Origin of the sequence: Neisseria sp. P0018.S001 (genome assembly GCF_051957355.1) — a bacterium.
GTDB classification, from domain to species: Bacteria; Pseudomonadota; Gammaproteobacteria; order Burkholderiales; family Neisseriaceae; genus Neisseria; species Neisseria subflava_A.
Map to the genome: position 1 here is coordinate 38924 of NZ_JBQCWN010000010.1, position 26303 is coordinate 65226.

General features: G+C 49.8%; 18 protein-coding genes. 10 read left to right on the forward strand and 8 right to left on the reverse strand.

All coding sequences use genetic code 11. From position 1 onward, the window contains the following. The first annotated feature begins 209 nt into the window (after positions 1-209). Together ACTHTJ_RS07960 and recG are read left to right on the forward strand one after the other, a co-directional pair. Positions 210-3254 (forward strand): TonB-dependent siderophore receptor, encoded by a 3045-nt coding sequence (locus ACTHTJ_RS07960; protein ID WP_070584344.1) that lies wholly within the window; start codon positions 210-212, stop codon positions 3252-3254. Positions 3255-3502: 248 nt separating this feature from the next. Next, positions 3503-5542 carry an ATP-dependent DNA helicase RecG gene (gene recG / locus ACTHTJ_RS07965; RefSeq protein WP_070584346.1) on the forward strand — a complete coding sequence of 680 codons (2040 nt, stop codon included), beginning with the start codon at positions 3503-3505 and terminating at the stop codon, positions 5540-5542. Between the two features lie 69 nt (positions 5543-5611). On the opposite strand, the gene gdhA is transcribed toward recG, so the two are convergent. Continuing rightward, on the reverse strand, positions 5612-6946 hold the full coding sequence (gdhA, locus tag ACTHTJ_RS07970; protein WP_070584291.1) for an NADP-specific glutamate dehydrogenase: 1335 nt from the start codon (positions 6944-6946) through the stop codon (positions 5612-5614). Between the two features lie 414 nt (positions 6947-7360). On the opposite strand from gdhA, the gene ACTHTJ_RS07975 reads away from it, so the two are divergent. Continuing rightward, a complete protein-coding gene (locus ACTHTJ_RS07975) occupies positions 7361-8155 on the forward strand; it encodes a thymidylate synthase (RefSeq protein WP_049331396.1) in 795 nt (264 codons plus the stop codon). A gap of 59 nt (positions 8156-8214) precedes the next feature. On the opposite strand, the gene ACTHTJ_RS07980 is transcribed toward ACTHTJ_RS07975, so the two are convergent. Beyond that, the gene (locus ACTHTJ_RS07980; protein ID WP_070584293.1) at positions 8215-9654 is read right to left on the reverse strand and encodes a transferrin-binding protein-like solute binding protein; all 1440 of its coding nucleotides are present in this window, start codon (positions 9652-9654) and stop codon (positions 8215-8217) included. Between the two features lie 362 nt (positions 9655-10016). Here ACTHTJ_RS07980 and smc point away from each other — a divergent pair, with 362 nt between their 5' ends. Further along, the gene (gene smc / locus ACTHTJ_RS07985; RefSeq protein WP_070584295.1) at positions 10017-13502 is read left to right on the forward strand and encodes a chromosome segregation protein SMC; all 3486 of its coding nucleotides are present in this window, start codon (positions 10017-10019) and stop codon (positions 13500-13502) included. A 96-nt stretch (positions 13503-13598) separates the two neighbouring features. On the opposite strand, the gene ACTHTJ_RS07990 is transcribed toward smc, so the two are convergent. The 3 genes from ACTHTJ_RS07990 to pmbA all read right to left on the reverse strand — a co-directional run bounded on the left by ACTHTJ_RS07990 (position 13599) and on the right by pmbA (position 16847). Next, positions 13599-14105, reverse strand: coding sequence for a cold-shock protein (locus tag ACTHTJ_RS07990; protein WP_070584296.1), 507 nt, complete (start codon positions 14103-14105; stop codon positions 13599-13601). Positions 14106-14258: 153 nt separating this feature from the next. Beyond that, positions 14259-15428, reverse strand: a complete 1170-nt coding sequence (locus ACTHTJ_RS07995; protein ID WP_070584298.1) for a glycosyltransferase — start codon at positions 15426-15428, stop codon at positions 14259-14261. An 87-nt stretch (positions 15429-15515) separates the two neighbouring features. Beyond that, positions 15516-16847 carry a metalloprotease PmbA gene (pmbA, locus tag ACTHTJ_RS08000; RefSeq protein ID WP_070584300.1) on the reverse strand — a complete coding sequence of 444 codons (1332 nt, stop codon included), beginning with the start codon at positions 16845-16847 and terminating at the stop codon, positions 15516-15518. 124 nt (positions 16848-16971) lie between these two features. Here pmbA and yjgA point away from each other — a divergent pair, with 124 nt between their 5' ends. The 4 genes from yjgA (at position 16972) to ACTHTJ_RS08020 (ending at position 21046) form a co-directional block, all read left to right on the forward strand. Beyond that, positions 16972-17505, forward strand: a complete 534-nt coding sequence (gene yjgA, locus ACTHTJ_RS08005; RefSeq protein WP_004519422.1) for a ribosome biogenesis factor YjgA — start codon at positions 16972-16974, stop codon at positions 17503-17505. 72 nt (positions 17506-17577) lie between these two features. Next, the gene (locus ACTHTJ_RS08010) at positions 17578-18288 is read left to right on the forward strand and encodes a hypothetical protein (RefSeq protein WP_070584302.1); all 711 of its coding nucleotides are present in this window, start codon (positions 17578-17580) and stop codon (positions 18286-18288) included. 103 nt (positions 18289-18391) lie between these two features. After that, entirely contained in the window at positions 18392-20092 is a 1701-nt protein-coding gene (gene recJ / locus ACTHTJ_RS08015) for a single-stranded-DNA-specific exonuclease RecJ (protein WP_070584304.1), read from the forward strand. Positions 20093-20110: 18 nt separating this feature from the next. Beyond that, positions 20111-21046, forward strand: coding sequence for a DMT family transporter (locus tag ACTHTJ_RS08020; protein WP_070584306.1), 936 nt, complete (start codon positions 20111-20113; stop codon positions 21044-21046). 95 nt (positions 21047-21141) lie between these two features. On the opposite strand, the gene ACTHTJ_RS08025 is transcribed toward ACTHTJ_RS08020, so the two are convergent. After that, on the reverse strand, positions 21142-22620 hold the full coding sequence (locus ACTHTJ_RS08025; RefSeq protein ID WP_070584307.1) for an aldehyde dehydrogenase family protein: 1479 nt from the start codon (positions 22618-22620) through the stop codon (positions 21142-21144). Between the two features lie 340 nt (positions 22621-22960). Between ACTHTJ_RS08025 and adhP the strand changes: the two genes are divergently transcribed. Continuing rightward, positions 22961-24004, forward strand: coding sequence for an alcohol dehydrogenase AdhP (gene adhP / locus ACTHTJ_RS08030; RefSeq protein WP_079453675.1), 1044 nt, complete (start codon positions 22961-22963; stop codon positions 24002-24004). A gap of 69 nt (positions 24005-24073) precedes the next feature. On the opposite strand, the gene ACTHTJ_RS08035 is transcribed toward adhP, so the two are convergent. After that, positions 24074-24997, reverse strand: coding sequence for an RluA family pseudouridine synthase (locus tag ACTHTJ_RS08035; RefSeq protein WP_070584309.1), 924 nt, complete (start codon positions 24995-24997; stop codon positions 24074-24076). Between the two features lie 209 nt (positions 24998-25206). Between ACTHTJ_RS08035 and ACTHTJ_RS08040 the strand changes: the two genes are divergently transcribed. After that, positions 25207-25509 (forward strand): hypothetical protein, encoded by a 303-nt coding sequence (locus ACTHTJ_RS08040; RefSeq protein ID WP_070584310.1) that lies wholly within the window; start codon positions 25207-25209, stop codon positions 25507-25509. Between the two features lie 55 nt (positions 25510-25564). Here the strand turns inward: ACTHTJ_RS08040 and ACTHTJ_RS08045 are convergent, their stop codons facing one another. Next, positions 25565-26071: a hypothetical protein gene (locus ACTHTJ_RS08045; RefSeq protein ID WP_283120574.1), complete on the reverse strand. Its 507-nt coding sequence runs from the start codon at positions 26069-26071 to the stop codon at positions 25565-25567. Between the last annotated feature and the right edge of the window lie 232 nt (positions 26072-26303).

Below are 26303 nucleotides of genomic sequence, written 5' to 3' on the forward strand. Positions count from 1 at the left end.
TTTATCTAAAAATCAGGACATAAGAAAAAATCTATAACAAAAAGTTCATATATTAATGCAATAAGTATATAATGATATCGTTTATCATTACGATCTAATTTTAAATTTTATAGGTTATATACCATTTAAAATCAATAAATTGTAATTTTTATCTAGCAGATAAATAGATTCTATTAATTAAGGAAATAGTTGTGAAACCTGATTTTCAAATGAAAACAATTTGTTTGTTATTGGTGCTGCCTTGCCAAACCGTTTTTGCAGATACAGGACATCAAGAAGTGGAACATGTAGACATGGATACGGTCAAGGTCAGTGGCAAACGGCAGGCACAAAGTAATACCGAGCGCAGTCAGTCTTATACAATCGGAACGATGGCAACGGCGACTGGCTTGCGTATTTCAGGCAAGGATACGCCGCAGTCGGTGAGCGTAATGACGCGTCGGCAGCTAGATGATAAAGCAATATATTCTTTAGAAGATGCAATGAAAAACACTACGGGAATCAACGTGGTTCGCGATTCGGGCCTACAAACTCGTTTTTTGTCTCGTGGTTTCTATGTTGATCAGATTGGTGAAGACGGTATTACCACTAATGTGTCTGGACGTTCGGGCTATACGGCAAAAATCGATGTCTCACCCAGTACAGACCTGGCTGTTTATGATCACATTGAGGTTGTCAGAGGTGCAACCGGTCTTACTCAGTCCAATTCTGAACCGGGTGGAACCATTAATTTAATCCGTAAGCGGCCAACAGCTCTGTTTAAGCATACAGGTGAAATCAGCACTGACCATAGGGGCAGCAAGCGTTTGGCTTTGGATGTATCTGGAAGCTTGAATAATGAACATACGGTACGCGGTAGGCTGGTTGGTGTTCATGAGGACCACCGCTCTTTTAAAGAGGGTGTATGGAACAAGAAAGACATGGTTTATGGTGTGATTGATACGGATTTGAGTGATAACAGTATGCTGACTTTGGGTGGTACTTATCAGAAAAATAAAGATATTCCCGATTTTGCCGGCGTGATTTTACCTTGTGAGGATCAAAAAACTGCGGCCTTCAGCTCCAGTCCGGCCTGTAACAATCCTTTGAAATTGCCACGTAATACTTATTTGGGTGAAACCTCATGGTCACGCCTGAAGGCTGATAAATACAATATTTTTTCCGGTTTCAAACATGTTTTTGACAATGGATGGCAACTCAATGCCGAAATTTCTTATACGCGTAATGATTCAGATGCCAAAGTCGGACAATTTTTTCTGAAAAACGAACACGCGGCAGGTATTTCAGCATCTGCGGCAACAGGTTTCCTAACTGAAAAGGGAGAGGTGATCCCTTTTGAGCCTAAAGACAAGGCGTTGGCAAAATTAAAAGAATATCGTGATGGCGTCACTAAAACATATGAAGAGAAAAAAGTAGATTACGTTGCCCATCATTTCGATGCATCTGCTTTTGAACAATATCGCTCCCAAAGGGCGGCAGCACGTCGGGCAGGTTTTGATCAATGTATGCAGGACATTGGTTTGGATTTCCTGTGCAACGACTGGCAGGATCCTGGTGTAGAAGTAGATAAAAAAGAGTTTGTTGATAAGGAGCTTGCAAAGCAAGGCATTATTAACAATGCAGAAGGTTTGTTTCCCAACCGTCTATACAACTCAGCATACAATCTTCGCCACACATACAACCGCCGTTACAACTTCATGCCGTTGCACTATACCAAACACGATGTGCAATGGGGCTTTAAGCTGGATCTGACAGGTAACTACCGCCTGCTTGGACGTGAACATGATTTCTTTGTCGGCTATGCGTATAACAATGAAAAAATCCGTTCTGCCTATACGGAAATATATCAAAACCGTTATTTTGTCCGTCCTCAAGGTTATGCAGGTGCAGGCAGTTGCGGCATTCATCCCGATGGTCCGGAGCGTAATCCTTTAGAAAAAGGCATTGTCGAACCAGATTGGCATATTTATAACGAAAAAGGTAATAACAAAATCTATGTGCCGGAATGCAGTGGCGCGCATGTTACCAAATATACTCCCCGTTTGGATGCAGAGGGTAAGCCTGTCTGGACAGTCAACGACAATGGTGAGCGCGTAATGGTGCAAGATCCTGTTTACGAATTGGATGCAAATGGAAACAAAATACAGGAGCGGGATGAAGAGGGAAATTTGAAATGGGCAAACCAATATCTGAAAACGCCGCTGTGGAAAACTGTTCAGGTTGCAGATGATCATGTTCCGGCGTTATACAATTATTCGAAATACCTTAACACGAATAAAACACATTCTTTGACTTTCAGTACCCGCTTTAATGCAACCAACCGTCTGCATCTCTTGGGTGGTATGCACTATACGCGCTATGAAACCACACAAGCCAAAGAAATGCCTGTACGCTACGGCCAGCCTGCTACGGCATTCCAAACTGAGAGCAGTAATAAAATCGACAAAGAACACTACACCTCAAAAATGCAAAGTCATAGGTTTACGCCATATGCAGGCGTTACCTACGACCTGACACCGCAACAAAGCTTGTATGCCAGCTATACTAAGATTTTTAAACAACAGGATAACGTTGATGTAACCAGCAAATCCGTTCTTCCACCACTCATCGGGACTAACTATGAAATAGGTTGGAAAGGGTCGTTCTTGCAAGGCCGTCTGAATGCTTCGCTTGCCTTATTTGTTTTACAGCAGAAAAACCGAACCGTTGTCGATTTCGGATTTGTTCCCGATACTAGTCGTAACGGAGGTTCATTCCAAACCATCGCTAAACCTGTGGGTAAGGTTAAGAGCAGTGGTGCAGAACTTGAATTGGCTGGCGAATTGTCGGAAAACTGGCGTATTTTTGTTGGCTACACATATAACAAAAGTAAATATAAAAATGCTGCAGAAGTCAATGCGGAGCGGTTGGAGAAAAACACGACTGCCGACCCGTATAACTTCAGTAACTTCACGCCGGTACATATGTTCCGCCTCGGTACAAGCTACCGCTTGCCTCAAACTAAATTGACCTTGGGCGGCGGAATATCCGCGCAAAGTCGCACAAGTAGCCTTTACAATATTCGTCAAGGAGGCTACGGACTTATAGATGGCTTTGTTCAATATGACTTCCACAAGCACGGCAGAATCAGCCTGATAGGAACGAACCTGGCTGACAGGACGTATTTTGAAAATAACTACAACCGTACGCGAGGTCAAAACAATTTCTATGGCGAACCGCGGACAGTCAAATTGAAATTGGATTGGCATTTTTAGGAGAATGGATAATGATTGGGTATGTAAACATTATTGGCCAAATTCCTGATAAAAGTATGGATTGAACATCCTTCTTTTTTGAAAGCTGTTTACTAACAATGGCTGAAGTTGATTCGATAGCCGGCGTATTTTCAAATATTCATTTGTTTCAAGTATTCAGCTTTGAAGGCCGTCTGAAACATTGCGTTCAGACGGCCTTTTTGTTTTCGGATAAAATACAGCAAACTTTCAATCAGCTGCCTTTTAAGATGACGCCCGAAACCCAAAAACAGCTCAAAATTACCGATGTTTCCGCCAAGAAGCTCGAAAAACTCAACCTCCATACCGCATGGGATTTGGTTTTGCATTTGCCGTTGCGTTATGAGGACGAGACGCACATCATGCCGATTAAGGATGCGCCGATCGGCGTGCCGTGTCAGGTCGAGGGAGAAGTCATTCATCAGGAAGTGACATTTAAACCGCGCAAGCAGCTGATTGTCCAAATCGCCGACGGTTCCGGCAGCGTCCTTTTTCTGCGTTTCATCCACTTTTACGCCAGCAACCAGAAACAGATGGCGGTCGGTAAGCGCATCCGCGCTGTGGGCGAAATCAAACACGGGTTTCACGGCGACGAGATGATTCACCCTAAAATCCGTGATGCTGAGAGCAGCGGTTTGGCGGAAAGCCTTACGCCGATTTATCCGACCGTAAACGGTTTAAATCAACCCACTTTGCGCCGCATTATTCAGACGGCCTTGGATGTTACGCCGCTGCACGACACCTTGCCTGATGCTTTATTAGGCCGTCTGAAACTGCCGCACCTTGCCGAAAGCCTGCGCCTTTTGCATTCGCCGCCGCCGAGTTTCACCATTCATCAACTTTCAAACGGCACGCTGCCTGCATGGCAACGGCTCAAATTTGACGAACTTTTGGCGCAACAGTTGTCCATGCGGCTGGCGCGGCAGAAGCGTGTCAGCGGCACGGCGGCGGCATTGGGCGGCGATGGTACACTCACCCAAGCCCTGCGCCACGCCTTGCCGTTTGCCTTGACCGATGCCCAAGAAAGAGTTGTATCCGAAATCCGCCGCGACATGGCGCAAACCCATCCCATGCACCGCCTGTTGCAAGGCGATGTCGGCAGTGGCAAAACCATTGTTGCTGCTTTGTCTGCTTTGACTGCTATCGAATCCGGTGCGCAGGCGGCTGTAATGGCGCCGACCGAAATCCTTGCTGAACAGCATTTTATCAAGTTCAAACAATGGCTTGAGCCTTTAGGGCTTGAAGTCGTCTGGCTTTCAGGCAGCCAGCGCAAAAAAGCCAAAGACGAAGCCAAAACCAAACTTGCCGACGGCTCTGTCAAAATCGCCGTCGGTACGCACGCCCTGTTTTCAGACGACGTCGAGTTTCAAAATCTCGGCTTGGTGATTGTGGACGAACAACACCGCTTCGGCGTCGCCCAACGCCTCGCCCTCAAAAACAAAGGGCGCGACGTCCACCAGCTGATGATGTCCGCCACCCCCATCCCGCGCACGCTCGCCATGAGTTTCTTCGCCGACTTGGACGTGTCCGTCATCGACGAACTCCCGCCCGGGCGCACCCCGATTAAAACCCGCCTCGTCAACAACGTCCGCCGCGCCGAAGTCGAAGGCTTTGTCCTCAACATCTGCCGCAAAGGGCAGCAGGCATACTGGGTCTGCCCGCTGATTGAAGAAAGCGAAACCCTGCAACTGCAAACCGCCACCGAAACCCTCGAGCAACTTCAGACGGCCTTACCCGAACTCAGTATCGGCTTGGTACACGGGCGTATGAAGGCCGCCGAAAAAGCCGAAGTCATGGCGGAATTTGCCGCAGGCCGTCTGAACGTCTTGGTCGCCACTACCGTCATCGAAGTCGGCGTAGATGTGCCCAACGCCGCCCTGATGGTCATCGAACACGCCGAGCGCATGGGCTTGGCGCAGCTGCACCAATTACGCGGACGGGTAGGGCGCGGTGCGGCAGAAAGCGTGTGCGTCCTCCTGTTTGCTGAACCCTTGAGCGAACTCGCCAAAGCGCGGTTGAAAGTCATCTACGAACACACCGACGGCTTTGAAATCGCCCGACAAGACCTCAACATCCGTGGCCCCGGCGAATTTCTCGGCGCGCGTCAAAGCGGCGTTCCCATGCTGCGTTTTGCCAATCTTGAAGAAGACTTACACCTTTTAGAACAAGCGCGCGAAATCGCCCCGATGCTGATTGGACAAAACCCCGAAATCGTCGAAGCGCATTTGGCAAGATGGCTTTCCAGCAGGGAAGGCTATTTGGGCGTATAAGGTTTGCTTTAAAAGAAAAAGGCCGTCTGAAATCTTTCAGACGGCCTTTTGATTTGGCTGGATAGGGGTTTAGAAACCTTGCGCCAACATGGCATCGGCAACTTTGACGAAACCGGCAATGTTCGCACCATTGACGTAGTTTACTTTGTCGCCGACTTTGCCGTATTTCAGGCAGGATTCGTGGATGTTGTGCATGATGTCAAACAGGCGGCTGTCCACTTCTTCACGTGTCCAAGACAGGCGGATGGCGTTTTGACTCATTTCCAAACCTGAAGTCGCTACACCGCCGGCGTTGGACGCTTTACCCGGAGCGTAGAGGATGCCGGCTTTGATAAATTGTTCGACCGCGCCCAAAGTTGACGGCATGTTCGCACCTTCGGCAACCACATAGCAACCGTTTGCCAGCAGGATTTTGGCAGCGTCTGCATCCAATTCGTTTTGAGTGGCGCAAGGCAGGGCGACTTCGGCCGCGATGTTCCACGGTTTTTGGTTTTCAAAGTATTGCAGGCCTTGTTCTTTGGCGTAAGTGGCGACGCGTTCGCGGCGTACTTCTTTCAGCTCGATCAAAGCGGCCAGTTGCGCTTCGGTCATACCGCTGTCAGGGAAGAGGACAAAGCCGTTGGAGTCGGAAACGGTCAATACTTTTGCACCCAGTTGGATGGCTTTTTCGGCAGCGTATTGCGCCACGTTGCCGGAGCCGGAAATCAACACGCGTTTGCCTTCGATGCTGTCGTTGCGGGTTTCCAACATGGCTTGGGCAAAATACACGCAGCCGTAGCCGGTGGCTTCAGGGCGAATCAGGCTGCCGCCCCATTCGAGGCCTTTGCCGGTCAGGACGGAAGCAAATTCGTTGCGGATTTTTTTGTATTGGCCGAACAGATAGCCGATTTCGCGGCCGCCTACGCCGATGTCGCCGGCAGGAACGTCGGTATCGGCGCCGATGTGGCGGTAGAGTTCGGTCATAAAGGCTTGGCAGAAGCGCATTACTTCGGCATCGGATTTGCCTTTAGGATCGAAGTCGGAACCGCCTTTGCCGCCGCCCATAGGCAGGGTGGTCAGCGCGTTTTTGAAGACTTGTTCAAAAGCGAGGAATTTCAATACGCCCAAATCGACGGTAGGGTGGAAGCGCAGGCCGCCTTTGTAAGGGCCGATGGCCGAATTCATTTGAATGCGGTAGCCACGGTTGACTTGGACTTGGCCTTTGTCGTCCATCCAAGTAACGCGGAACATAATCACGCGCTCCGGTTCAACAATACGCTCAAGCAGGCTTTGTTGGGTGTATTTCGGGTTTTTCGCCAAAAACGGATCCAAACTCATGAACACTTCTTCAACGGCTTGATGGAAGGGTTCTTGGTTGGGATTGCGTTGTTTGAGATTGGTAAATAGAGTGTTCAGGTCGGTCATTTTTCTACTCCTATTGAGTGAGATATTTCAATATTTATGTTTTGAAATATAGCTGTAAAAATTTTACTTGCCAAGAAAAATTTTACCTAGATTGTTGACATTATTTTTTTACCAATTTGTAAAAATAGAATTATATTTCAAATATAATTAAAAATATTTAAAAAATATTTCATTAAATAGATTTTAATAAAATAAAATGCTGAGTAATTAAACTAGAAAATGTTGAAAATTTTTTTGTAAAAATTTAATTCAGCTCAAAAATTTGTGTAAATTAGCGCTAAATTGTCAACATTGTTAATGAGTGTATTACGCGAATATGGGGAAGGTCGCCCCATTGCAGACAGAGAGGCAGGCCGTCTGAAAATTCGGTACAATACACACGAAATTCCCACAACACATACATTAAGGAAACACATGAAAGCCTATCACGACCTTATGCGCCATGTTCTCGACAATGGTATCGACAAATCCGACCGTACCGGCACCGGCACGCGTTCCGTGTTCGGTTACCAAATGCGTTTTGATTTGAGTGAAGGCTTTCCGCTGTTGACCACCAAAAAACTGCATCTGCGCTCGATTATTCATGAGCTGCTTTGGTTTCTCAAAGGCGATACCAACATCAAATACCTGAAAGACAACAATGTGTCTATTTGGGACGAATGGGCGGATGAAAACGGCGATTTGGGCCCAGTTTACGGCTACCAATGGCGCAGTTGGCCCGCACCCGACGGCCGCCATATCGACCAAATTGCCAACGTGGTGGAACAAATCAAGAAAAATCCCGACTCGCGCCGCCTGATTGTATCGGCATGGAATCCGGCTTTGGTCGACGAAATGGCCTTACCACCTTGCCACGCGCTGTTTCAGTTTTACGTTGCCAACGGCAAACTGTCTTGCCAGCTTTACCAACGCAGCGCCGATATTTTCCTTGGTGTGCCGTTCAACATCGCCAGCTACGCATTGTTGACCATGATGATGGCGCAAGTATGCGGCTTGGAAGCCGGTGAGTTTATCCATACGTTTGGCGATGCGCATTTGTACAGCAACCATATCGAGCAGGCCCAGCTGCAATTAAGCCGCGATTTCCGAAAACTGCCGACCATGAAAATCAACCCTGAAGTCAAAGATTTGTTTGAATTTAAATTTGAAGACTTTGAATTGGAAGGCTACGATCCGCATCCGCACATCAAAGCAGCCGTATCGGTGTAATTCAAATTAAAAATAAAAAGGCCGTCTGAAACTTCAGACGGCCTTTTGTTTAGGCAGGTTTATTGACGTTTCGCGCCATAGCCACCGATTAAATGTTCGGTTGCATCTTTGTTTTTCAAGCCGTAAGTACCACCAATTTCTGCAGCATTGGGGCCGTAGAATTTGCCGTTTAGGTTACCGCTTAACTTGTCATCGGCCGTGCTGACTTTACCGGAGAAGAGGTTGCCGTCTTTCCAGCTTGCCGTACCTTTGAAATCGTAGTTTTTATCTGCTTTGGATACGCGCTTACCATTTTCCAAAGTATGGAAGTGTGAGTTTGACGTTTCAAAACGGACACCTTTGAGGCCGAAATCAACGATAGCCATGACATTGGAAGTCAACTGACGATTGTTATTGTCGGTAACCACATAGGCAGTGGAAATACCTTTGTAGGTGGCTGTACCTTTAGCAGGCAGGGTCGTGAAGACAGTTTCATCGCCCAGGCTTTGGTAGCCTTGGTATACATGTCCTTTAGGGTCGGTGTAATGCGCGAAGGTTTGATATGTCCAGCCGGCCGCAGAAGGATCATGCAACACAATTTTGGTTTTGTCATCAAAATTGATGACATAGACACCGTCGAATTGTTTGTCAAAAACTAAGCCATCTTGGTCTGGACGGAAATAGGCTAGATTCTTGCTGGCTTTTTCATTCATTTCTGCTAGTTTAGCCCGAACTTCAAGATTTTTAGCGTGTAAGGTATTTAATTCTTCAATTTTAGCTTTAATTTCCTTTATTTTGTCATGATCAACTTGACCAGACTCTGAGTTTTGTTCTTTTTTTAGATTTTCTTTTTCAGCTTCTAACTTTTTATGAAGTTCAACAATACGTTCATCCAAAGTTGATTTACCGTATGCGAATTCGGTATTTTTCTCTTTACCTTTTTGTTCGCTGACATCAGTTTGAGTATTGCCTTTTGAATATACTTTGGCAATAACAGAAGCATAGCTTGTCCATGTAGGTTGGGTTGCGTTGCCATCAGTGGTCTTGTTAAATAACACAACGCCGTCCATTTTGACTTCATCATTGCTGTTAAAGTCAATAGAACTGATCAGACCATTTTGGTTGCGGTCTTGATTGTCCGTTTGGAACATTTTGCCTGTGGCATCTTTGCGGATTTGTACGTTAGGGTTGGATTGTTGTGCACCTTTGGAAGAGATGAAATGTGTGTGCAAAGGCTGGCTAACATTGGCCGGATCGATTGGAGCTTCATCGGTCAGTTCGGCAAGCTTGTCGGCACTATTGGTAAGCGTAGTAGAGGGCGCTTTCGGAGTGTTGGCATTGCTGTTGTTATTGGCAGAATTGCCATTGTTGCCAGCAGAGTTGCCGGTATTATTGGTAGGAGTCGCGCCGGTGCTTAAAGCAGATGAACCGCCGCCTCCGCCACCACCGCATGCGGACAAGATAGCTGCGCTGATGGCTGTAAAAACGATGGTTTTAAGTTTGGTTTGGATGTTTGACATGAGATTCCCTGTATAGTTATTCGCTTGATAAAAAGGTCGGAGAGATCGTTTATCTGATTTTTAAACCTTTAATGCCCGATAATAACCATAAATCATAAAAAAATAAACAGTTTGTTTTCATTTCTGTACAAAAATTAATCAAAGGTAAGGTGGTTGGGTGGGTATTTTTTTAGTTAATTGTTTTATATGAATTTATTTTAAATATTTTAGTGAGTTCGATAGCTGGTCTGTTTCTTTTTAACAAACTTTTCAGACGGCCTTTTGAGGATAAAAAAGCAGTCGGACTTTATGGATGCTTTTCTCTCAACGAATAAGCGTATTTCCGTTAAAATACGCCTTCTTTTCCGATTCGAAACATTGCCATGCGTCTTACCCACATCAAACTTTCCGGCTTCAAATCTTTTACCGACCCGACCACGATTCATGTGCCGGGGCAGCTTGTTGCGGTTATTGGGCCGAACGGCTGTGGCAAGTCGAATGTGATTGATGCGGTGCGCTGGGTGTTGGGCGAGGCTTCGGCGAAGCAGCTTCGCGGCGAGAGTATGCAGGACGTGATTTTTAACGGTGCGGCGACGCGCCGTCCTGCGCCGAGGGCTTCGGTGGAGCTGGTGTTTGACAACAGCGACCACAGTTTGCAGGGGGCATGGGGGCAGTATGCCGAGGTGAGCATCAAGCGGCAGCTGACGCGTCAGGGCGAATCGACATATTTCATCAACAATCAAACCGTGCGCCGCCGCGACATTACCGATTTGTTTCTGGGTACGGGCGTGGGCGCGCGCGGTTATGCCGTTATCGAGCAGGGGATGATTTCGCGCATCATCGAAGCGCGGCCGGAGGAGTTACGCGCCTATATCGAGGAGGCGGCGGGAGTGTCCAAATATAAGGAACGCCGCAAGGAGACGGAAGGCCGTCTGAAAGACACGCGCGAGCATTTGCAGCGTTTGGGCGATTTGCAGAACGAGTTGGCGCGTCAGGTGGAAAAGCTGGAGAAACAAGCCGAAACCGCCGAACGTTACAAATCCCTGACCGCGCAGTTGAACCAACAACAGGATTTGCTCGATTACGCCCAATGGCAGCAATCGCTTGCCGCCGCCGACAAGGCGACCGCGCAGCATCAGTCTTTGCAGGCGCAGCAGGACGAAACCGCCGCGCAGGTTCAGGCGTTAAACGACGAAGTACACGCCTTGCAGACCGCCGAACAGTCGCAGCAGCAGGCGGTACACGAACTGAGCAACAAACGCGGCGTGTTGCGTGAGCAGATTGCCCGTTTGGAAGAACAAATCCGCCATCAGCAAAACCTGCACCAACGCATCGAACGTGACAAGCAGGCGGCGCAGGCGCAGATGCAGCGCATCCATCAGGAGCAGCAGCAAATCCGCGTGCAGCTTGAAGAAAACGAGTTTCAGGCCGAAGAAAAGCAAACCGAGTTGGCGGAATGGGCGATGCAGGTTGCCGAACACGAAGAGCGTCTGCCCGAATTGGAAGAAGCCCAAGCCACGCTCAACGCCGCCTTCCAAACCCAGCAGGACGAGGCAAACCGCATCCGCCGCGAACTGGCGTTGAAGCAGCAGCAGCTTGCCCATGCCGAACAAACGATTGCCAAGCACGAAGAGCGCAAAGGTCGTCTGAAACAGGAAAACCAAGCCCTGAACCTGCCCGACGAAGCCGAAACCGCCGCTGCGCAGGAAGCCGCCGCCTTGTTGCAAAGCCAGCAAGAGCATTACGAAGAACAAATCATTGCCGCCGAAGAAGCCTTACACGCCGCACGCGAGGTGTTTCAGACGGCCTCAAACCGCTTCCAAAGTCTGAAGCAGCAACACATCACCTTGCAGGCGCAGCAGCAGGCGTTGTCGCAAATCCTGTCGCAACAGCAGGAAGCCGCCGACTTCTGGCAGGCAACCGACCACGCCGCCGCGCCGCAGCTGTGGCAACACATCACCGCGCCCGCCGAGTGGCAACACGCCTTGTCCGTCATCCTTGCCGAACGCCTGCACGCCCGCGCCGTGCCGCACGGCTTCGTGCCGCCCGCGCCGTTGCCGCAGGGGCAGGCGGCATGGCTTTCAGACGACCTCTCCGGCGGCATCAAAAAATCCCTGCCCGTACAGGCATTGCTGAATCAAATCCAAGCGCAGCCGCCGTTTCAGACGGCATTGCACCACTGGCTCGACGGCGTATTGTGCGCGCCCGATTTGAGCTATGCCCTCGCGCATCAAAGCGATTTGGGCGCACACCAAATCTGGCTCACACCCGAAGGCCATCAGGTTGATAAAGTCAGCGTCCTGCTCTATGCCAAACCCGCGCAGGAAAGCTTGATTGCCCAAAAAGCGCGCCTCGACGGCATCGCGTCCGAACTGGACAACCTCGCCCCCGAACTTTCTGCCGCCGAAGCCGCGTTCAAACAGGCGGAAGCCGTCGTGCGCTCGTCTGAAGTGCAACACAAAAACCTGATGCAGCAGCAACAGCAGCACACGCGCCAATACAGCCAGGCGCAGCAACGCGCCGCCGAACTTCTGGCGCGCACCAACCAAGGGCAAATCCGCCGCGAACACATCGAGCGCGAACTGGCCCAGTTGGCGGAAGAACAGACCGTGTTGCAACACACGTCCGACGGGCTTTCAGACGACATCGCTACTTTGCAGGAAGCCGCCGCCGAACTCGAACACCAACAGCAAACCACCGCACACAGCCGCCAAGAGCAACAAGGCCGTCTGAAACAGGCGCAGCTTGCCCTGCTGGAAGCCAACCGCCAATACGGGCTGGCCGAAGTCGCCGTCCACAAGCTCAACCAGCAAAAACAAAACTACCAGCAGCAAATCGCCCGGCTCGAACAGCAAACCCTAGACTGGCAGGAACGCCAGCAAGAGCTTGCCCTCGCCTATGAAACCGAGTTCCAAAACGACGAGCAGCACATCAAGCTCGACGAGCTGACCGAAGCCGTGCACACGCTGGACGAAGAATACATCGCCGTGCAGGAAAAACTCGCGCAGATTCAGGAGCAGGGCAGGGAACAATACGCCCGCGTACAAGCCCTGCAAACCAAGCTGCCGCAGCTTCAGGCCGCCACCCAAACCGCCCTGCTGCAACAGCAGGAAGCCCTGATCAACGCCAAACGCTACCATCAAAACCTGACCGAACGCGCCGCCGATTTGGACGCGCTCGAAGCGTTGGCGAAAGAATCGCCGAAAGTATTGAACAGCAGCATCGGCAGCCTCACCCAGCAAATCGAAGCCCTCGGCGCCGTCAACCTCGCCGCCCTGCAAGAACTCGAAGAAGCGCGCGAACGCGACGGCTACTACCGCAGCCAGAGCGAAGACGTGCAGGCCGCCATCACCCTTTTGGAAGAAGCCATCGCCCAAATCGACGACAAAACCAAAGCGCGTTTCAAAGAAACTTTCGACGCCGTCAACGGCAAAGTCCAAACCTTCTTCCCGACCCTGTTCGGCGGCGGCGAAGCCACCCTCAAAATGATAGGCGACGACCTCCTGACCGCCGGCGTGTCCATCATGGCGCGCCCGCCCGGCAAGAAAAACAGCACCATCCACCTCCTCTCCGGCGGCGAAAAAGCCCTCACCGCCATGAGCCTCGTGTTCGCCCTGTTCAGCCTCAACCCCGCCCCCTTCTGCCTTCTGGACGAAGTCGACGCCCCGCTGGACGATGCCAACACCTCGCGTTTCTGCAACCTGGTCAAAGAAATGTCGGCGCAAACCCAGTTCCTCTACATCTCCCACAACCGCCTGACCATGGAAATGGCAGAGCAGCTGGTCGGCGTAACCATGCAGGAAAAAGGCGTATCGCGCGTCGTTGCCGTGGACATCAAACAGGCGTTGGAAATGGCTGAGCCGAATTGAGGTAAGAACAAAGGCCGTCTGAAAGAATGAGGAAGAAATCTATAATTTCATCTTCCCATTTTTTCAGACGGCCTTTTTGTATTGGATAAAGCGTTATTATTTCGACGTATTATCTTTGGCGCGTTGAGGCTGCCCCGAGCGTTGGTTGCTGCGGTTGACGGCATCGCGCCATGCTTTGCGTTCGGCTTCGATTTTGGCGGCTACTTCGTGAACCATGGTTTCTTGTTTTTTGACGGCCGGCTCTTTTGGCGTGTTGTCGGAAAAGTGGAGGCTGTACCACAAGGCGGCGAAAATGCTGCAGACGAAGATAACGGCAATCAAGCCGACGATGGCCTGTTTGCCGGCGAGGGGTTTTTCGGGGGGAGGGACGAGGACATCGAAGCAGTCGGCGCAATCGAGGGCGAAGCAGACATTTTCAGCTTCTTTGCGGCCGCGTCGGCCTTCTGTGATGTTGAAGGAGATGTGCTGCCCTTCGGCCGGAAGGCGAGTAAGGGCGGTGAAGGCGGCAAGGGCAAGAAAGATTTCTTGGCCTGTGTCTTCTATGGTAGCGGCGCCGAAGCCGCGTTTGCTGTTCCAGCGAGTAATCGTTCCGTAATAGCGCATAATATATGTGGGATATTATTGTAGGTAACAATTTTTCCTTTGACTGATTTTAAATCAAAAAGTTTAGTTATTGTCTTAATTTTACACTAGATTTGTCTTATTGGAAGCAGGCAGGCCGTCTGAAGGATTTCAGACGGCCTGTATGGTTTATGCCTACTTATTAAGCACTTTTTGGAAGGTGTCAATCAGGTGTTGCGCAATGGCACGGCTGCCGAATTGTTGCAGGCAATCTTGGCGTAAGCGGACGGGATCGTATTGTGCATGGGTTTCGTAGAGGGTGAGCAATGCTTTGGTCAGTTCCGGTATGTTTTCGATTGGCACCAGCAGGCCGTTGTCGGATGTGACGATGGATTCGGGGCCGCCGCAGCGTGTGGCGATAACGGGCAAACCTTGCGACAGTGCTTCGATATAGACGACGCCGAAGGTCTCGGTACGGCTGGCGAGGACGAATGCGTTGCTGTGGCGCATGAGGTCTAGGGTTTGGTCGGTGGTCAATGCGCCGGTAAAGGTAACGGCGTGGTTGATACCCAAGTCGCTTGCCAGTTGTTTCAGACGGCCTTCTTCTGCGCCGCCGCCGCCGATTTTGAGTTTGAGCTGCGGATAGGTTTTGAGTGCTTCGGCAAAAGCAGGCAGGAGCAGGTCGTGGCCTTTGAGGTGGCGCAGGTGGGAGACGCTGCAGAAGGTGAAGTCTTGATTGTTTTTTTCGGGGAACTCGAAATCCTGTTCAAAATTGCCGCCCAGCATATTGGGCAGGTATTGCCAGTCTGTACCGGCGTAGGTTTTTTCGAGAATGCGGCAGAAATCACGGCTTACTGCGAACCGGGCCGCGCTGTGGCGCACGGCTTCGTGCATGGACGGCCATTGGTTTTTGCGGACAAGGCCGCGTGAAATGGCGCTGCTGTGTTCGGTAATCACATAGGGAATGCCGTATTTTTTGAAGATGGTGCAGGCCAAAATAGCGGCGTAGTTGACGCAATGGGCGTGAATTACGTCGGGTTTGCCGTTGTCGGCGATATAGGCTTCAAAAGCTTTCATGCCTGCATTAACCCAGCGGATGCGGTCGATATCGACAACCGGGCAGCGCGGGAAGAAATACATGCTGTCGTAGGCGTAAGTGTTGAGTCCGCCTTGCTGATGGCGGCGCAGGCCGTAGAAGCGTGAGAAGATGGTTTTTGGATGGCTTCTCAAGTAGCGGAACATGGGTACGACCATGCCGATTTTCATGCCTTCGCGTTGCAGAGCTTGGGCTTGGAGGCGGAAAAAGATTCCGTCCACGTCGGTTTCGGAAGAAGGATACCAAGAGGGGATAACGACAATATGCATGATGTGTTTTTTATGGAAGTAGATAACGGCGAGGCCGTCTGAAAAGAAAAGATATCTTTCAGACGGCCTTTTGTATATTTAGTTCAATCAGTTGCCGGCAACCGTCATTTTAGAAACCAAGATGGAGCCGATTTGATTGGATGAACGGCGTAATGCGTCGTCTGCCACGCCGGTGATGTCGCGGTACATATCCTGCAAACGTCCGGCAATGGTGATTTCCTGAACCGGATAGGCAATAACGCCGTTTTCCACCCAAAAACCGGCCGCGCCGCGCGAGTAGTCGCCGGTAATCCCGTTGACGCCTTGTCCCATCAATTCGGTAACCAGCAAACCTGTTCCCATTTCTTTCAACAGGTCGGCCTGCGTGGCGTGGGTGTGGTTCAGATACAGATTGTGCGCGCCGCCGGCATTGCCCGTTGTCTGCATACCGAGTTTTTTCGCGCTGTAACTGCTGAGGAAATAGCCTTCGACTATGCCGTCTTTCACCACAAAACGCGGCTGCGTGGCCACGCCTTCGGCATCGAAATAAGTGCTGCGGAACGAGCGCAGGATATGCGGTTCTTCACGAAGGCTGAGAAACTCGGGCAGCACTTGTTTGCCGATGCTGTCAATCAGGAAGCTGCTTTGACGGTAGAGCGCGCCGCCGCTGAGTGCGCCGATAAGGTGGCCGATTAAGCCGACGGCGACAGTGGTGTCAAACAGTACGGGATAGCTGCCGGTCGGAACGCTGCGGCTGTTCAGACGGCGTAAAGTCCGTTCGGCTGCGGTTTTTCCGATGAGTTCGGGCGCATCCATGTCTTCGTGACGGCAGGAAGAATCGTACCAATAGTCGCGCTGCATGCCGTGTTCGTCACTGGCGACTACGCTGCAAGAAATGCTGTGGTGCGTGCTTTGCTGATGTGCGGCAAAGCCGTGGGTGTTGCCGTAAACGTATTGGTAATGGCCGGTATGAACCGATGCGCCTTCGGAATTTTCAATGCGTTTGTCCGTTGACAGCGCGGCCTGTTCGCATTGCTTGGCCAAATCGATGGCGGATTCGGTACTTAAATCCCATTCGTGGTAGCGGTCGAGGTCGCCGATATGGGTTGCCATTAAGGCAGCATCGGCAAGGCCGGCACAATCGTCTTCGGCGGTATAGCGCGCAATATCGATGGCGGCTTTGACCGTATCTTGCAGGGCGCGTTCGGAGAAGTCGGCAGTGCTGGCGCGGCCTTTGCGTTGGCCGACATAGACCGTAATGTCTAAAGATTTGTCTTGTTGGAACTCGATTTGTTCGATTTCGCCCAAGCGCACGCTGACGCTTTGGCCGAGCGACTCGCTGAAATCGGCTTCGGCCGAGGTGGCGCCGGATTGTTTGGCCAAATCCAGCGTGTGTCCGCACAAGCGCAACAGCTCGTCCGGTGTGTGGTTAAACAGCATAAAAAGGTTTCCTGACAGGGTTTTGCGGCATTTTAACCGTTTCAGACGGCCTCTGCAAAAATCGCACGGAAAGGCCGTCTGAAAACTGATAAAATAGGCAGATTCAGAAAATCAGGTAAACACAATGTTTGAACAAGAAGACGAATGGGTCAGCAAAACCCAAATGAAAAAGCAGATGAACGATTTGCAGGCTTTGGGTATGGAATTGACCAAGCTCTCCAGCGATACGTTGAAAAAAATCGGCTTGGACGAAGAACTGTTCGAGGCGATTGCCACCTATAAAAAAATCACGTCCAACAGCGCGCTCAAACGCCAAGCCCAATTTATCGGCCGCCTGATGCGCGATACCGACCCTGCGCCCATCGAAGCCTATTTGGCCAAACTGCGCGGCGACAATGCAGCACACAATGCCTTTTTGCAACGCGTCGAGCAGGCGCGTACCCGACTGTTGGCAGACGATGGCGCGATTACCCAATTTATGGCCGATTTTCCGCAAGCCGACGCCGGTAAATTGCGCACCTTGATCCGCAATACCAAAAAAGAGCAGGAACAAAACAAACCGCCTAAAAACTTCCGCGCGCTGTTCCAAGAAATTAAAGCAGTGATGGAGGCCGGTCAATCCGATGCTTCAGAAGAAGGGCAGGATTGGGAAGAATAAACCCTTAAGGCCGTCTGAAAACGGATTGCGGTTTTCAGACGGCCTGTATCGTAATGCCGAAGGAGGATGACCATGAAATTTCGCCACTCTGTAACTGCCTTGCTGGTTGGTGTATTGATCCTCAATGGATGTACTACCGATCTTTGGGAAAGAAATAGCCCGTTCCAGCAAACCACAACTGAAAAAACCGTTGCCAAAGACAATATTCAAGCATTTGGCGTGGTTGCCAAAGACAATACGCAATTGGAAACAGGCAGCTTGGTCATGATGGGTGGAAAATATTGGTTTGTCGTTAATCCTAAAGATTCAGCTAAGTTGAAGGCGGTTTTGGATGCTAAGCTGAGCAAACGATTTCAAATGGTTCGGCAAAATTCAAAACAGGTGTATGAAGCTTTGCCGGTTGAATTGAAATCCCCTGAAGCGCAAACTTTCCGCTCGAATTTCTGCCTGCGTTACGATACTCAAAAAGTTGCCGAGATTGCCAAGTTGAAACAGCTGGCGTTTAAACCGGTCGAACTTGATGGTAAAACTGTTTACACACGGTGTATTTCTACCGAAGGTCATTATTATGCAACGCCGAAAAATGTTGCCGAAGACCGCCGTTTTGACACTGCCGTTCCGGTCAGAATTTATTATACGGAAACCAAAAAAAGCACCGACGTTCGGAAGTTGACGGGGAATATCCTGAAAACGCCATTTACATTGGCTTTGGACGCAGTCGGCGCAGTGATTGCAGTCTCCTATGTCGTGATCGGTGAAATTGTCGATGATTCACGCAAATAATATCCAAGGCCGTCTGAAAACGGATTGTAGGTTTCAGACGGCCTCCTCCTTAAAATAAACGCTTCAAAAATATTAATTTTCTCTCTATTTAAACCCACACACCATGTCCGTCAAAATCCAAACACGTTCCATTAATCCGACTGTTTTCAACGACTTGCTCACTGCAGGTACCGATCCTTTGATTGCGCGGCTGTGTGCTGCTCGTGAAGTGCAAAGTCCGGCCGAGTTGGACGACAAGCTTGCTGCGCTTTTGCCGTATCAAACGCTGACAAACTGCGAAGCCGCCGCCGGACGTTTGGCGGATGCGATTGAGCGTCAGGAAAAAATCCTGATTGTTGCCGACTATGATGCCGACGGTGCGACGGCGTGTTCCGTCGGTATGAGCGGTTTGGCGGCGATGGGGGCGAAAGTGGATTTCCTTGTGCCCAACCGCTTTGAACACGGCTACGGTTTAACGCCCGAGCTGGCTGAAATCGCGGCCGAGCAAGGTGTGGATTTGTTGGTGACGGTGGATAACGGTATCGCCAGCATTGCAGGCGTGGCGCGTGCGCAGGAGTTGGGTTTGGATGTGATTGTAACCGACCACCATCTGCCTGCCGAGACCGTGCCCGACTGCATCATCGTCAATCCAAACCAAAAAGGCTGCGGTTTCCAAAGCAAAAGCTTGGCGGGCGTGGGCGTGATTTTTTATGTATTAATGGCTTTGCGTGCTGAACTGCGCCGCCGCAATTATTTTTCAGACGGCCTGAAAGAGCCGAATCTGGGCGATCTCTTGGATTTGGTCGCACTCGGTACTGTCGCCGACGTCGTCACCCTGGACCACAACAACCGTATCCTCGTGTCGCAAGGGTTGAAACGGATGCGTTTGGGCAAAATGCGCCCCGGTATCCGCGCCTTGTTTGAAGTGGCGCGGCGCGATTGGCGCAAGGCTCAGCCTTTCGATATGGGCTTTGCGTTGGGACCGCGCATCAATGCCGCCGGACGGTTGGACGATATGTCGGTCGGCATTGCCTGTCTGTTGGCGCGAGATGATGCCGAGGCGCAGGAACTGGCGGCGCAGTTAAACAACCTCAATATCGAGCGCCGCGAAATCGAGCAGTCTATGCTGCAAGACGCGCTGAATGCTTTTCCTGAAACCCTGCCTCCAGGGCAGACGACTTTGGTGGCATATCGCGATGACTTCCATCAAGGCGTGGTCGGCATCGTTGCCAGCCGCCTCAAAGACCGTTTTTATCGTCCGACCATCGTGTTTGCGCCTGCCGACAACGGCGAAGTGCGCGGTTCGGGACGCTCCATTCCCAATCTGCACCTGCGCGATGCTTTGGATTTGGTGTCCAAACGCCATCCCGATTTGATTTTGAAATTCGGCGGACACGCGATGGCGGCGGGTTTGAGCATACTTGAACACAATATCCCCGCGTTTCAGACGGCCTTTGAAGAAGCCGTGCGCGAGATGGTGTGCGAAGACGATTTGTCGCAAACCTTCATCACCGACGGCAGCCTGCCTGCACGCGACATTACGCTGGAACAGGCGCAAAACCTTGCTAAACACGTTTGGGGACAGGGCTTCGCGCCGCCGAGTTTTACCGATGAATTTCATGTTGTCCGCCAGCAACCTTTGGGCGCGGAAGGTAAACACAAAAAAGTCTGGCTGCAAAAAGACGGCTACGAATTTGAAGCCATGTTTTGGCGTTGCAGCGAAGACATTCCCGAATACATCCGCACGGTGTACCGCCCCGTTGCCAACGAATGGCGGAACAATCTCGAATTGCAGCTTTATATCGACTACTGGGAAGCCGCGTAAGCAAAGGCCGTCTGAAAAATGAAGAAACAAAAACCTTGGCTCGGCTTTTCATTGGCGCTGCTTGCCACCATGACTTGGGGCTCGCTGCCGGTCATCGCCCAACAGGCCTTAAAAGCCGTCGATGCGCCCACGCTGGTATGGATACGCTTTTTAGTGGCTTCGCTGGTGTTGTTTGTGCTGTTGGGACTGACCGGCAAGCTGCCGAGGCCGTCTGAATTTTCCAGGCAAACCTTATTTTTATTGGTGCTGGGCATTATCGGTATTTCCGCCAATTTTGTTCTCGTTGCCATGGGTTTGCACTATATTTCTCCGACAACCACGCAGGTGTTGTGGCAGCTCTCGCCCTTTACCATGATTTTGGTCGGCGTAGGCGTGTTTAAAGAAGCATTTACGCACTGGCAAAAAATCGGCTTGATGCTTTTGCTGACGGGTTTGGTCATGTTTTTTAACGACAAATTCGGCGAACTTTTCAGCTTGGGCAGCTACGCGGTCGGCGTGATGATGGCGGCTTCGGGCAGCATGATTTGGGTGTGCTACGGCGTGGCGCAAAAACTTCTGTCCAAACATTTCAATTCGCAACAAATCCTGTTGATGATTTATTTTTGCAGCAGCTTTGTTTTCCTGCCGTTTGCCGAACCGTCGCAAATCGTCTATATCGGCAATCCGTTTTTATGGGGCTGCTTTATCTATTGCTGCCTGAACACGCTGATCGGCTATGGTTCATTCGGCGAAGCGCTCAACCATTGGGACGCTTCCAAAGTCAGTATCGTCACCACGCTGATTCCCGTATTCACCATGATATTTTCCACCATCGGCCATCATCTCGCCCCCGATTATTTTGCCGCTTCGGATATGAATATCGTCAGCTATGTGGGTGCCATGGTGGTTGTGGCCGGGGCATTGCTGGCTGTGGCCGGAGAGAAAGTGGTGGGGCTTTTTTTGAGAAAGATATAAAGCATTTATTGCGAAACAGAATAAAGCAAGGCCGTCTGAAACAGGTTTCGGACGGCCTTTATATTTTTTAAATTAGATTAATGTGAAACGCCGAATCAATAGAAGCCTTCGCGTTCTTCACGGGTGCTGATGTAGATGTTTTTCACTTGGGTGTAGGCGGCGAGCATCATTTTGTGGGTTTCGCGGCCGATACCTGAAGTTTTGTAGCCGCCAAACGGCGCGCCGGCAGGCAGGCGGTTGTAGCAATTTACCCAAACGCGACCGGTTTCCAATGCGTTGGAAACGCGCAGGCAGCGGTTGATATCGGTACTCCACACTGCGCCGCCCAAGCCGTATTCGCTGTCGTTGGCCATTTTGATGACTTCTTCTTCGGTTTTGAATTTAATTACGGTGGCAACCGGTCCGAAGATTTCTTCTTGGGAAACACGGGCTTCGTTGCTGGCTTCAATCAAAGTAGGCTCGACAAATTCGCCTTTGCCCAATTCGCCTTCGATTTTTTTACCGCCGGTAATGATGCGGCAGCCTTCTTGTTCGCCGATTTTGACGTATTTCAAAATGGTCTCGAGTTGTCCGGCATTGACTTGCGAACCCATTTGGGTGTCATCTTCCCAAGGCAGGCCGACTTTGATTTTTTTGAATTCTTCAGCCAAAGCATTGACGAATTTGTCGTAAATGCCTTCTTGTACAAAAATGCGCGAACCGGCGCAGCACACTTGGCCTTGGTTGAACAAAATACCTTTTTGTGCGCCTTCGAGGGCTTTGTCGAAAGGCATATCGTCGAAGAAGATGTTGGCAGATTTGCCGCCCAATTCCAAAGTGGACGGAATCAGCAATTCGGCGGCGGCAATACCGACGCGGCGGCCGACTTCGGTTGAACCGGTAAAGGCCAGTTTGTTGAAGCCTTTGTGGTGCAGCATGTATTCGCCGGATTTAGAACCGCGGCCGGTAATCACGTTCAACACGCCTTTAGGCAGCAAGTGGTTGATTTTTTGAGCGAGGGACAACAGGCTCAATGAAGTGCTGGAAGAAGGGTGGATGACGATGGTACAACCTGCGGCCAATGCCGGGGCGATTTTCCATGCGGCCATCAAGAATGGGAAGTTCCAAGGAATGATTTGGCCGACAACGCCGATCGGTTCGCGCAGAACGATGGACAGGTCTTCGGCATCAAGCTGTGTTGCAGTGCCTTCTTCACCGCGGATCACGCTGGCGAAATAGCGGAAATGGTCGGAAGCCAAAGGCACGTCGGCGGCGCGGGTTTCGCGGATGGGTTTGCCGTTGTCCAAGGTTTCTTGCAGGGCGAATAATTCTGCGTTTTCGTCAATCACGTCGGCGATTTTGTTCAAAATGGCCGCGCGTTCGGCAGTCGTGGTTTTACGCCATGTTTTGAACGCTTCTTGGGCAGCAGCCACGGCAGCATCGACATCGGCGTCGGTTGCGTCTGTGAACTTGGCCAATTCATCGCCATTGGCAGGGTTGTAAGAGGATAAAAGTTTGCCTTCGCTACCTTTCGTCCATTCGCCGTTGATTAAAAGGCCGTATTCTTTATCAAACACATTTAAATCTTTTGCCATAATGCTCTCTCCTTAATGAATGGGAAGGCGTGTTTCTGCGCCATAAAAACAGCTTATGCTTTTTTCTTTTTAGGTTCAAGTACTAAAAATGAGAATGTTCTCAAAATTTACGTTTGCAATGTTGTTTCATGTAGCAGGCCGTCTGAAAAATAAAGGATTTGATTGAAATGAAAGTGTATTTGTTAATATATTTAAAGATTCAGACGGCTTGAATAGGATTTGTTATGGTATAACATCATAACTTATTGTTTTGAAAAAGATTATGGGTTGACGGTTTCGGGCATGGGGAGTATTCTCATTTATAGCTAAACAGTTTTTTCGACACTCTAGGAGACGCTCCATGAAAATGCATGCTGTGGTAGTAAACAAAGATGTAGCAGGTGATGTAGAAGTTGTTGAACGCGAACTGCGTCCGCTGGAATACGGCGAGGCGTTGGTGGAAGTCGAGTATTGCGGTGTGTGCCACACCGACTTGCACGTTGCGGCAGGCGATTACGGTGACAAACCGGGTCGCGTGTTGGGACACGAAGGCATCGGTTTGGTTAAAGAAGTTGCCGACGGTGTGAAAAATCTGAAAGTCGGCGACCGTGTCAGCATCGCATGGCTGTTCCAAAGCTGCGGTTCTTGCGAATACTGTAATACCGGCCGCGAAACCTTGTGCCGCTCTGTATTGAACGCAGGCTATACTGCCGACGGCGGTATGGCGACCCATTGTATCGTGAGCGCAGATTACGCAGTCAAAGTCCCTGAAGGCTTGGACCCTGCGCAAGCTTCGAGCATCACTTGTGCCGGCGTAACTACTTATAAAGCGATTAAAGTTTCCGGCGTTCGTCCGGGCCAATGGATTGCGATTTACGGCGCAGGCGGTTTGGGCAACTTGGCAGTTCAATACGCAAAAAAAGTATTTGGCGCGCACGTTGTTGCCGTTGATGTCAACGATGAAAAACTGGCTTTTGCCAAAGAAACCGGTGCGGATTTGGTAATCAATGCCGCCAAAGAAGATGCGGCTCAAGTCATCCAAGAGAAAACCGGCGGCGCACACGCAGCCGTTGTCACAGCCGTATCCGCTGCTGCCTTCAATTCAGGCGTTAACTGCGTTCGCGCAGGCGGCCGTGTTGTTGCAGTTGGCTTGCCGCCTGAGTCTATGGATTTGTCTATCCCACGTTTGGTATTGGACGGCATCGAAGTGGTCGGCTCTTTGGTCGGTACCCGCAAAGATTTGGAAGAAGCATTCCAATTCGGCGCAGAAGGCTTGGTTGTGCCTAAAGTCGAATTGCGTGCTTTGGATGAAGCGCCTGCCATCTTCCAAGAAATGCGCGAAGGTAAAATTACCGGCCGTATGGTGATTGATATGAACAAAGAGTGCAGCTGCATTCATCACTAATCAAATGATTTTGTGACAAAAAGGCCGTCTGAAACTTTTCAGACGGCCTTTTTTATTGGACTGGATAACTTAAAGCGCAAAACCACTTTCAAATACGCGGATTTCTCCGCTGACAGGATCGGTGAACTCTATTCTTTTAGCCAGAAGTTTTAAAGGTTTGTCGTAGTCTTCCTCGCCGGCCGCCAAGGGGGTAGGGTAAAGCGCATCGTTCATCAGCGGCATGTTCAAACTCATCATATGCACGCGGAGCTGGTGTTTTTTTCCGGTATGTGGCGTGAGGCGGTAGAGGCTGAATGCGCCGCGGTTTTCGATAAGCTCGATGGTCGTGTGGGCGTTGGGTTCGCCTTCCGTTTCACACGTGAGGAAGAATTTTTCGCCACGTTCCATTCGTGACGAAATATCCAGCGGATAGTCCAAATCCGTTCGAGTCGGCGCTACCGCTTCATAAGTTTTTTGGACGGTTTTTTCTTGGAACATGGTCTGATAATCGCGACGCGTGGCAGGGTTGAGCGAAAGCAGCATAACGCCTGCCGTATCTTTGTCCAAGCGATGAATCGGCGTAATGTCTTCAACATTCAAATGCTGCAATTCAGGCCGCAAACGCAGGCGCGTGAGCAGGGTTTCCCGCAAAAATCTGCCGCTGGGGATCACGGGCAGAAAATGCGGTTTGTCCACCACAATCAAATGTTCATCAATATGCAAAATCTTTTCTTCAAACGGAATACGCGGCTCGCTCTCACGGCTGGTTTCACGGTAATAAAACATCGTCTTGCCGGGCTCGAACAAAGTATTTTCATCAAACGGCACGCCATCCGCGCCCACCACAAAACCGCTGTTCAGCCGCCGCCGCCAGTTTTCTTCGCCGACAAAGGGAAAATGAGCGCATAGAAAATGCAGCAACGGCAAGCCGTAAAACTGTTTTTCATGCGGCAAAACCAAGTAGCTGGGTTTGACACCGTCTAAAAGGGGGAGGGGATTGGTACGTTTTTTCATGCGGCGGATTGTACTCGGTTTTTAGGATTTTTTCAGACGGCCTTGTTTATATGGAAAATAAACTTCTAATAATAGATATGTATTGATGCAGGTTTTGTGCTTAAATAGATTCTTCAAATGACCAAAGAAACTGGTTTCTTTGGAACTTGCTTTTGTGGCATGAATTAAAGAAATGATAAAGAAGCAATATTTGAGAAAAGGAGAATATTATGAAGAAAGAAATCAGCATAATCATTATGTTATCCGCATTTTCCGTATCCGCTATGGCGGGAGGGGAAGTTCGGCTCGGTAAGAGTGAGACATACGATAATGAGTATGAGCTTATGGTAGAGCATGAAGTAAATGAAGAAGTTTCACAATTAAATCAAGATGAGTATGCAGTACATCCAATACGCAACGATAGCGGCGTCATGCAGTCAGGAAAAGCTACTTCAGGCAGACAAGCCGTTTCCCAATACGGAAAACCTAATTTGCCGCCTGTCCGCTTAAATCCGCACCCTTCACGACCTTGATTTCAAAATCAAAGGGCTGCTCCATTTATTTGAGCAGCCCTTTTGTGTTGTTGGCTCACTCACATTTTTGTTTGCGCAAAACAAGTTTGTAATCGGTTTTGATGCTGGTTTGATCGTCAATCATCTTAAAATCATCTATCAAACAACGGTTTTCTGTACATTTCAACGTGAAATCTGCACCGACCCTATGGCCGTCAAATTGTTTAAATGTTGCCCGGATGGTATGAGGAGAAGTGACCTTGACTTGCAAGGTTTTATGGAAGTTGTCAGGATGATCCTGACCAAAGCCCAAGTAGTAATGTATCGGCATGTCACATCCCATCTCCATATCGGGTTGCTTACGGATATTAGTGTCAAAATTATTAAATTGTCGGATGATTTTTTGTAATTCAGGCGTGGTAACATGATTGTGTTCAGAGCCTAAATCCACTTTAGACAGATAAACCTTTTTGACTAAATCTATTTTGGCTTGATTATTTGTGGCGTTATTTGCAGCCATCACTTGGGAAGATAGGCTGGTAGTCAACAAGCCGATAACAAAAAGAGAGTGTAGTGTTTTCATGATGTGCATAGGGATGAGATGAAAAGAATCCAAGTATAACGACATTGAATCTATATTGAATATGTTTCTAAAAAATTTAAGTCGAAAATTGGAATCATTGAATATGATTCTGCAATCTGCTTTACAGGCCGTCTGAATGCGAAAACCGATTTTCAGACGGCCTTTTGATTTGTTCCCAAACTCACAAACCCTTAAAAATCAGCTATAATGCCCAACTATTTGATTTTCGCTT

What these genes read in the sequence shown, in the direction of transcription:
- ACTHTJ_RS07960 (WP_070584344.1), top strand. Translation starts at nt 210, where the DNA reads ATGAAAACAATTTGTTTGTTATTGGTGCTGCCTTGCCAAACCGTTTTT.
- recG (WP_070584346.1), top strand. Translation starts at nt 3,503, where the DNA reads ATGACGCCCGAAACCCAAAAACAGCTCAAAATTACCGATGTTTCCGCC.
- gdhA (WP_070584291.1), bottom strand. Translation starts at nt 6,946, where the DNA reads ATGACCGACCTGAACACTCTATTTACCAATCTCAAACAACGCAATCCC.
- ACTHTJ_RS07975 (WP_049331396.1), top strand. Translation starts at nt 7,361, where the DNA reads ATGAAAGCCTATCACGACCTTATGCGCCATGTTCTCGACAATGGTATC.
- ACTHTJ_RS07980 (WP_070584293.1), bottom strand. Translation starts at nt 9,654, where the DNA reads ATGTCAAACATCCAAACCAAACTTAAAACCATCGTTTTTACAGCCATC.
- smc (WP_070584295.1), top strand. Translation starts at nt 10,017, where the DNA reads ATGCGTCTTACCCACATCAAACTTTCCGGCTTCAAATCTTTTACCGAC.
- ACTHTJ_RS07990 (WP_070584296.1), bottom strand. Translation starts at nt 14,105, where the DNA reads ATGCGCTATTACGGAACGATTACTCGCTGGAACAGCAAACGCGGCTTC.
- ACTHTJ_RS07995 (WP_070584298.1), bottom strand. Translation starts at nt 15,428, where the DNA reads ATGCATATTGTCGTTATCCCCTCTTGGTATCCTTCTTCCGAAACCGAC.
- pmbA (WP_070584300.1), bottom strand. Translation starts at nt 16,847, where the DNA reads ATGCTGTTTAACCACACACCGGACGAGCTGTTGCGCTTGTGCGGACAC.
- yjgA (WP_004519422.1), top strand. Translation starts at nt 16,972, where the DNA reads ATGTTTGAACAAGAAGACGAATGGGTCAGCAAAACCCAAATGAAAAAG.
- ACTHTJ_RS08010 (WP_070584302.1), top strand. Translation starts at nt 17,578, where the DNA reads ATGAAATTTCGCCACTCTGTAACTGCCTTGCTGGTTGGTGTATTGATC.
- recJ (WP_070584304.1), top strand. Translation starts at nt 18,392, where the DNA reads ATGTCCGTCAAAATCCAAACACGTTCCATTAATCCGACTGTTTTCAAC.
- ACTHTJ_RS08020 (WP_070584306.1), top strand. Translation starts at nt 20,111, where the DNA reads ATGAAGAAACAAAAACCTTGGCTCGGCTTTTCATTGGCGCTGCTTGCC.
- ACTHTJ_RS08025 (WP_070584307.1), bottom strand. Translation starts at nt 22,620, where the DNA reads ATGGCAAAAGATTTAAATGTGTTTGATAAAGAATACGGCCTTTTAATC.
- adhP (WP_079453675.1), top strand. Translation starts at nt 22,961, where the DNA reads ATGAAAATGCATGCTGTGGTAGTAAACAAAGATGTAGCAGGTGATGTA.
- ACTHTJ_RS08035 (WP_070584309.1), bottom strand. Translation starts at nt 24,997, where the DNA reads ATGAAAAAACGTACCAATCCCCTCCCCCTTTTAGACGGTGTCAAACCC.
- ACTHTJ_RS08040 (WP_070584310.1), top strand. Translation starts at nt 25,207, where the DNA reads ATGAAGAAAGAAATCAGCATAATCATTATGTTATCCGCATTTTCCGTA.
- ACTHTJ_RS08045 (WP_283120574.1), bottom strand. Translation starts at nt 26,071, where the DNA reads ATGAAAACACTACACTCTCTTTTTGTTATCGGCTTGTTGACTACCAGC.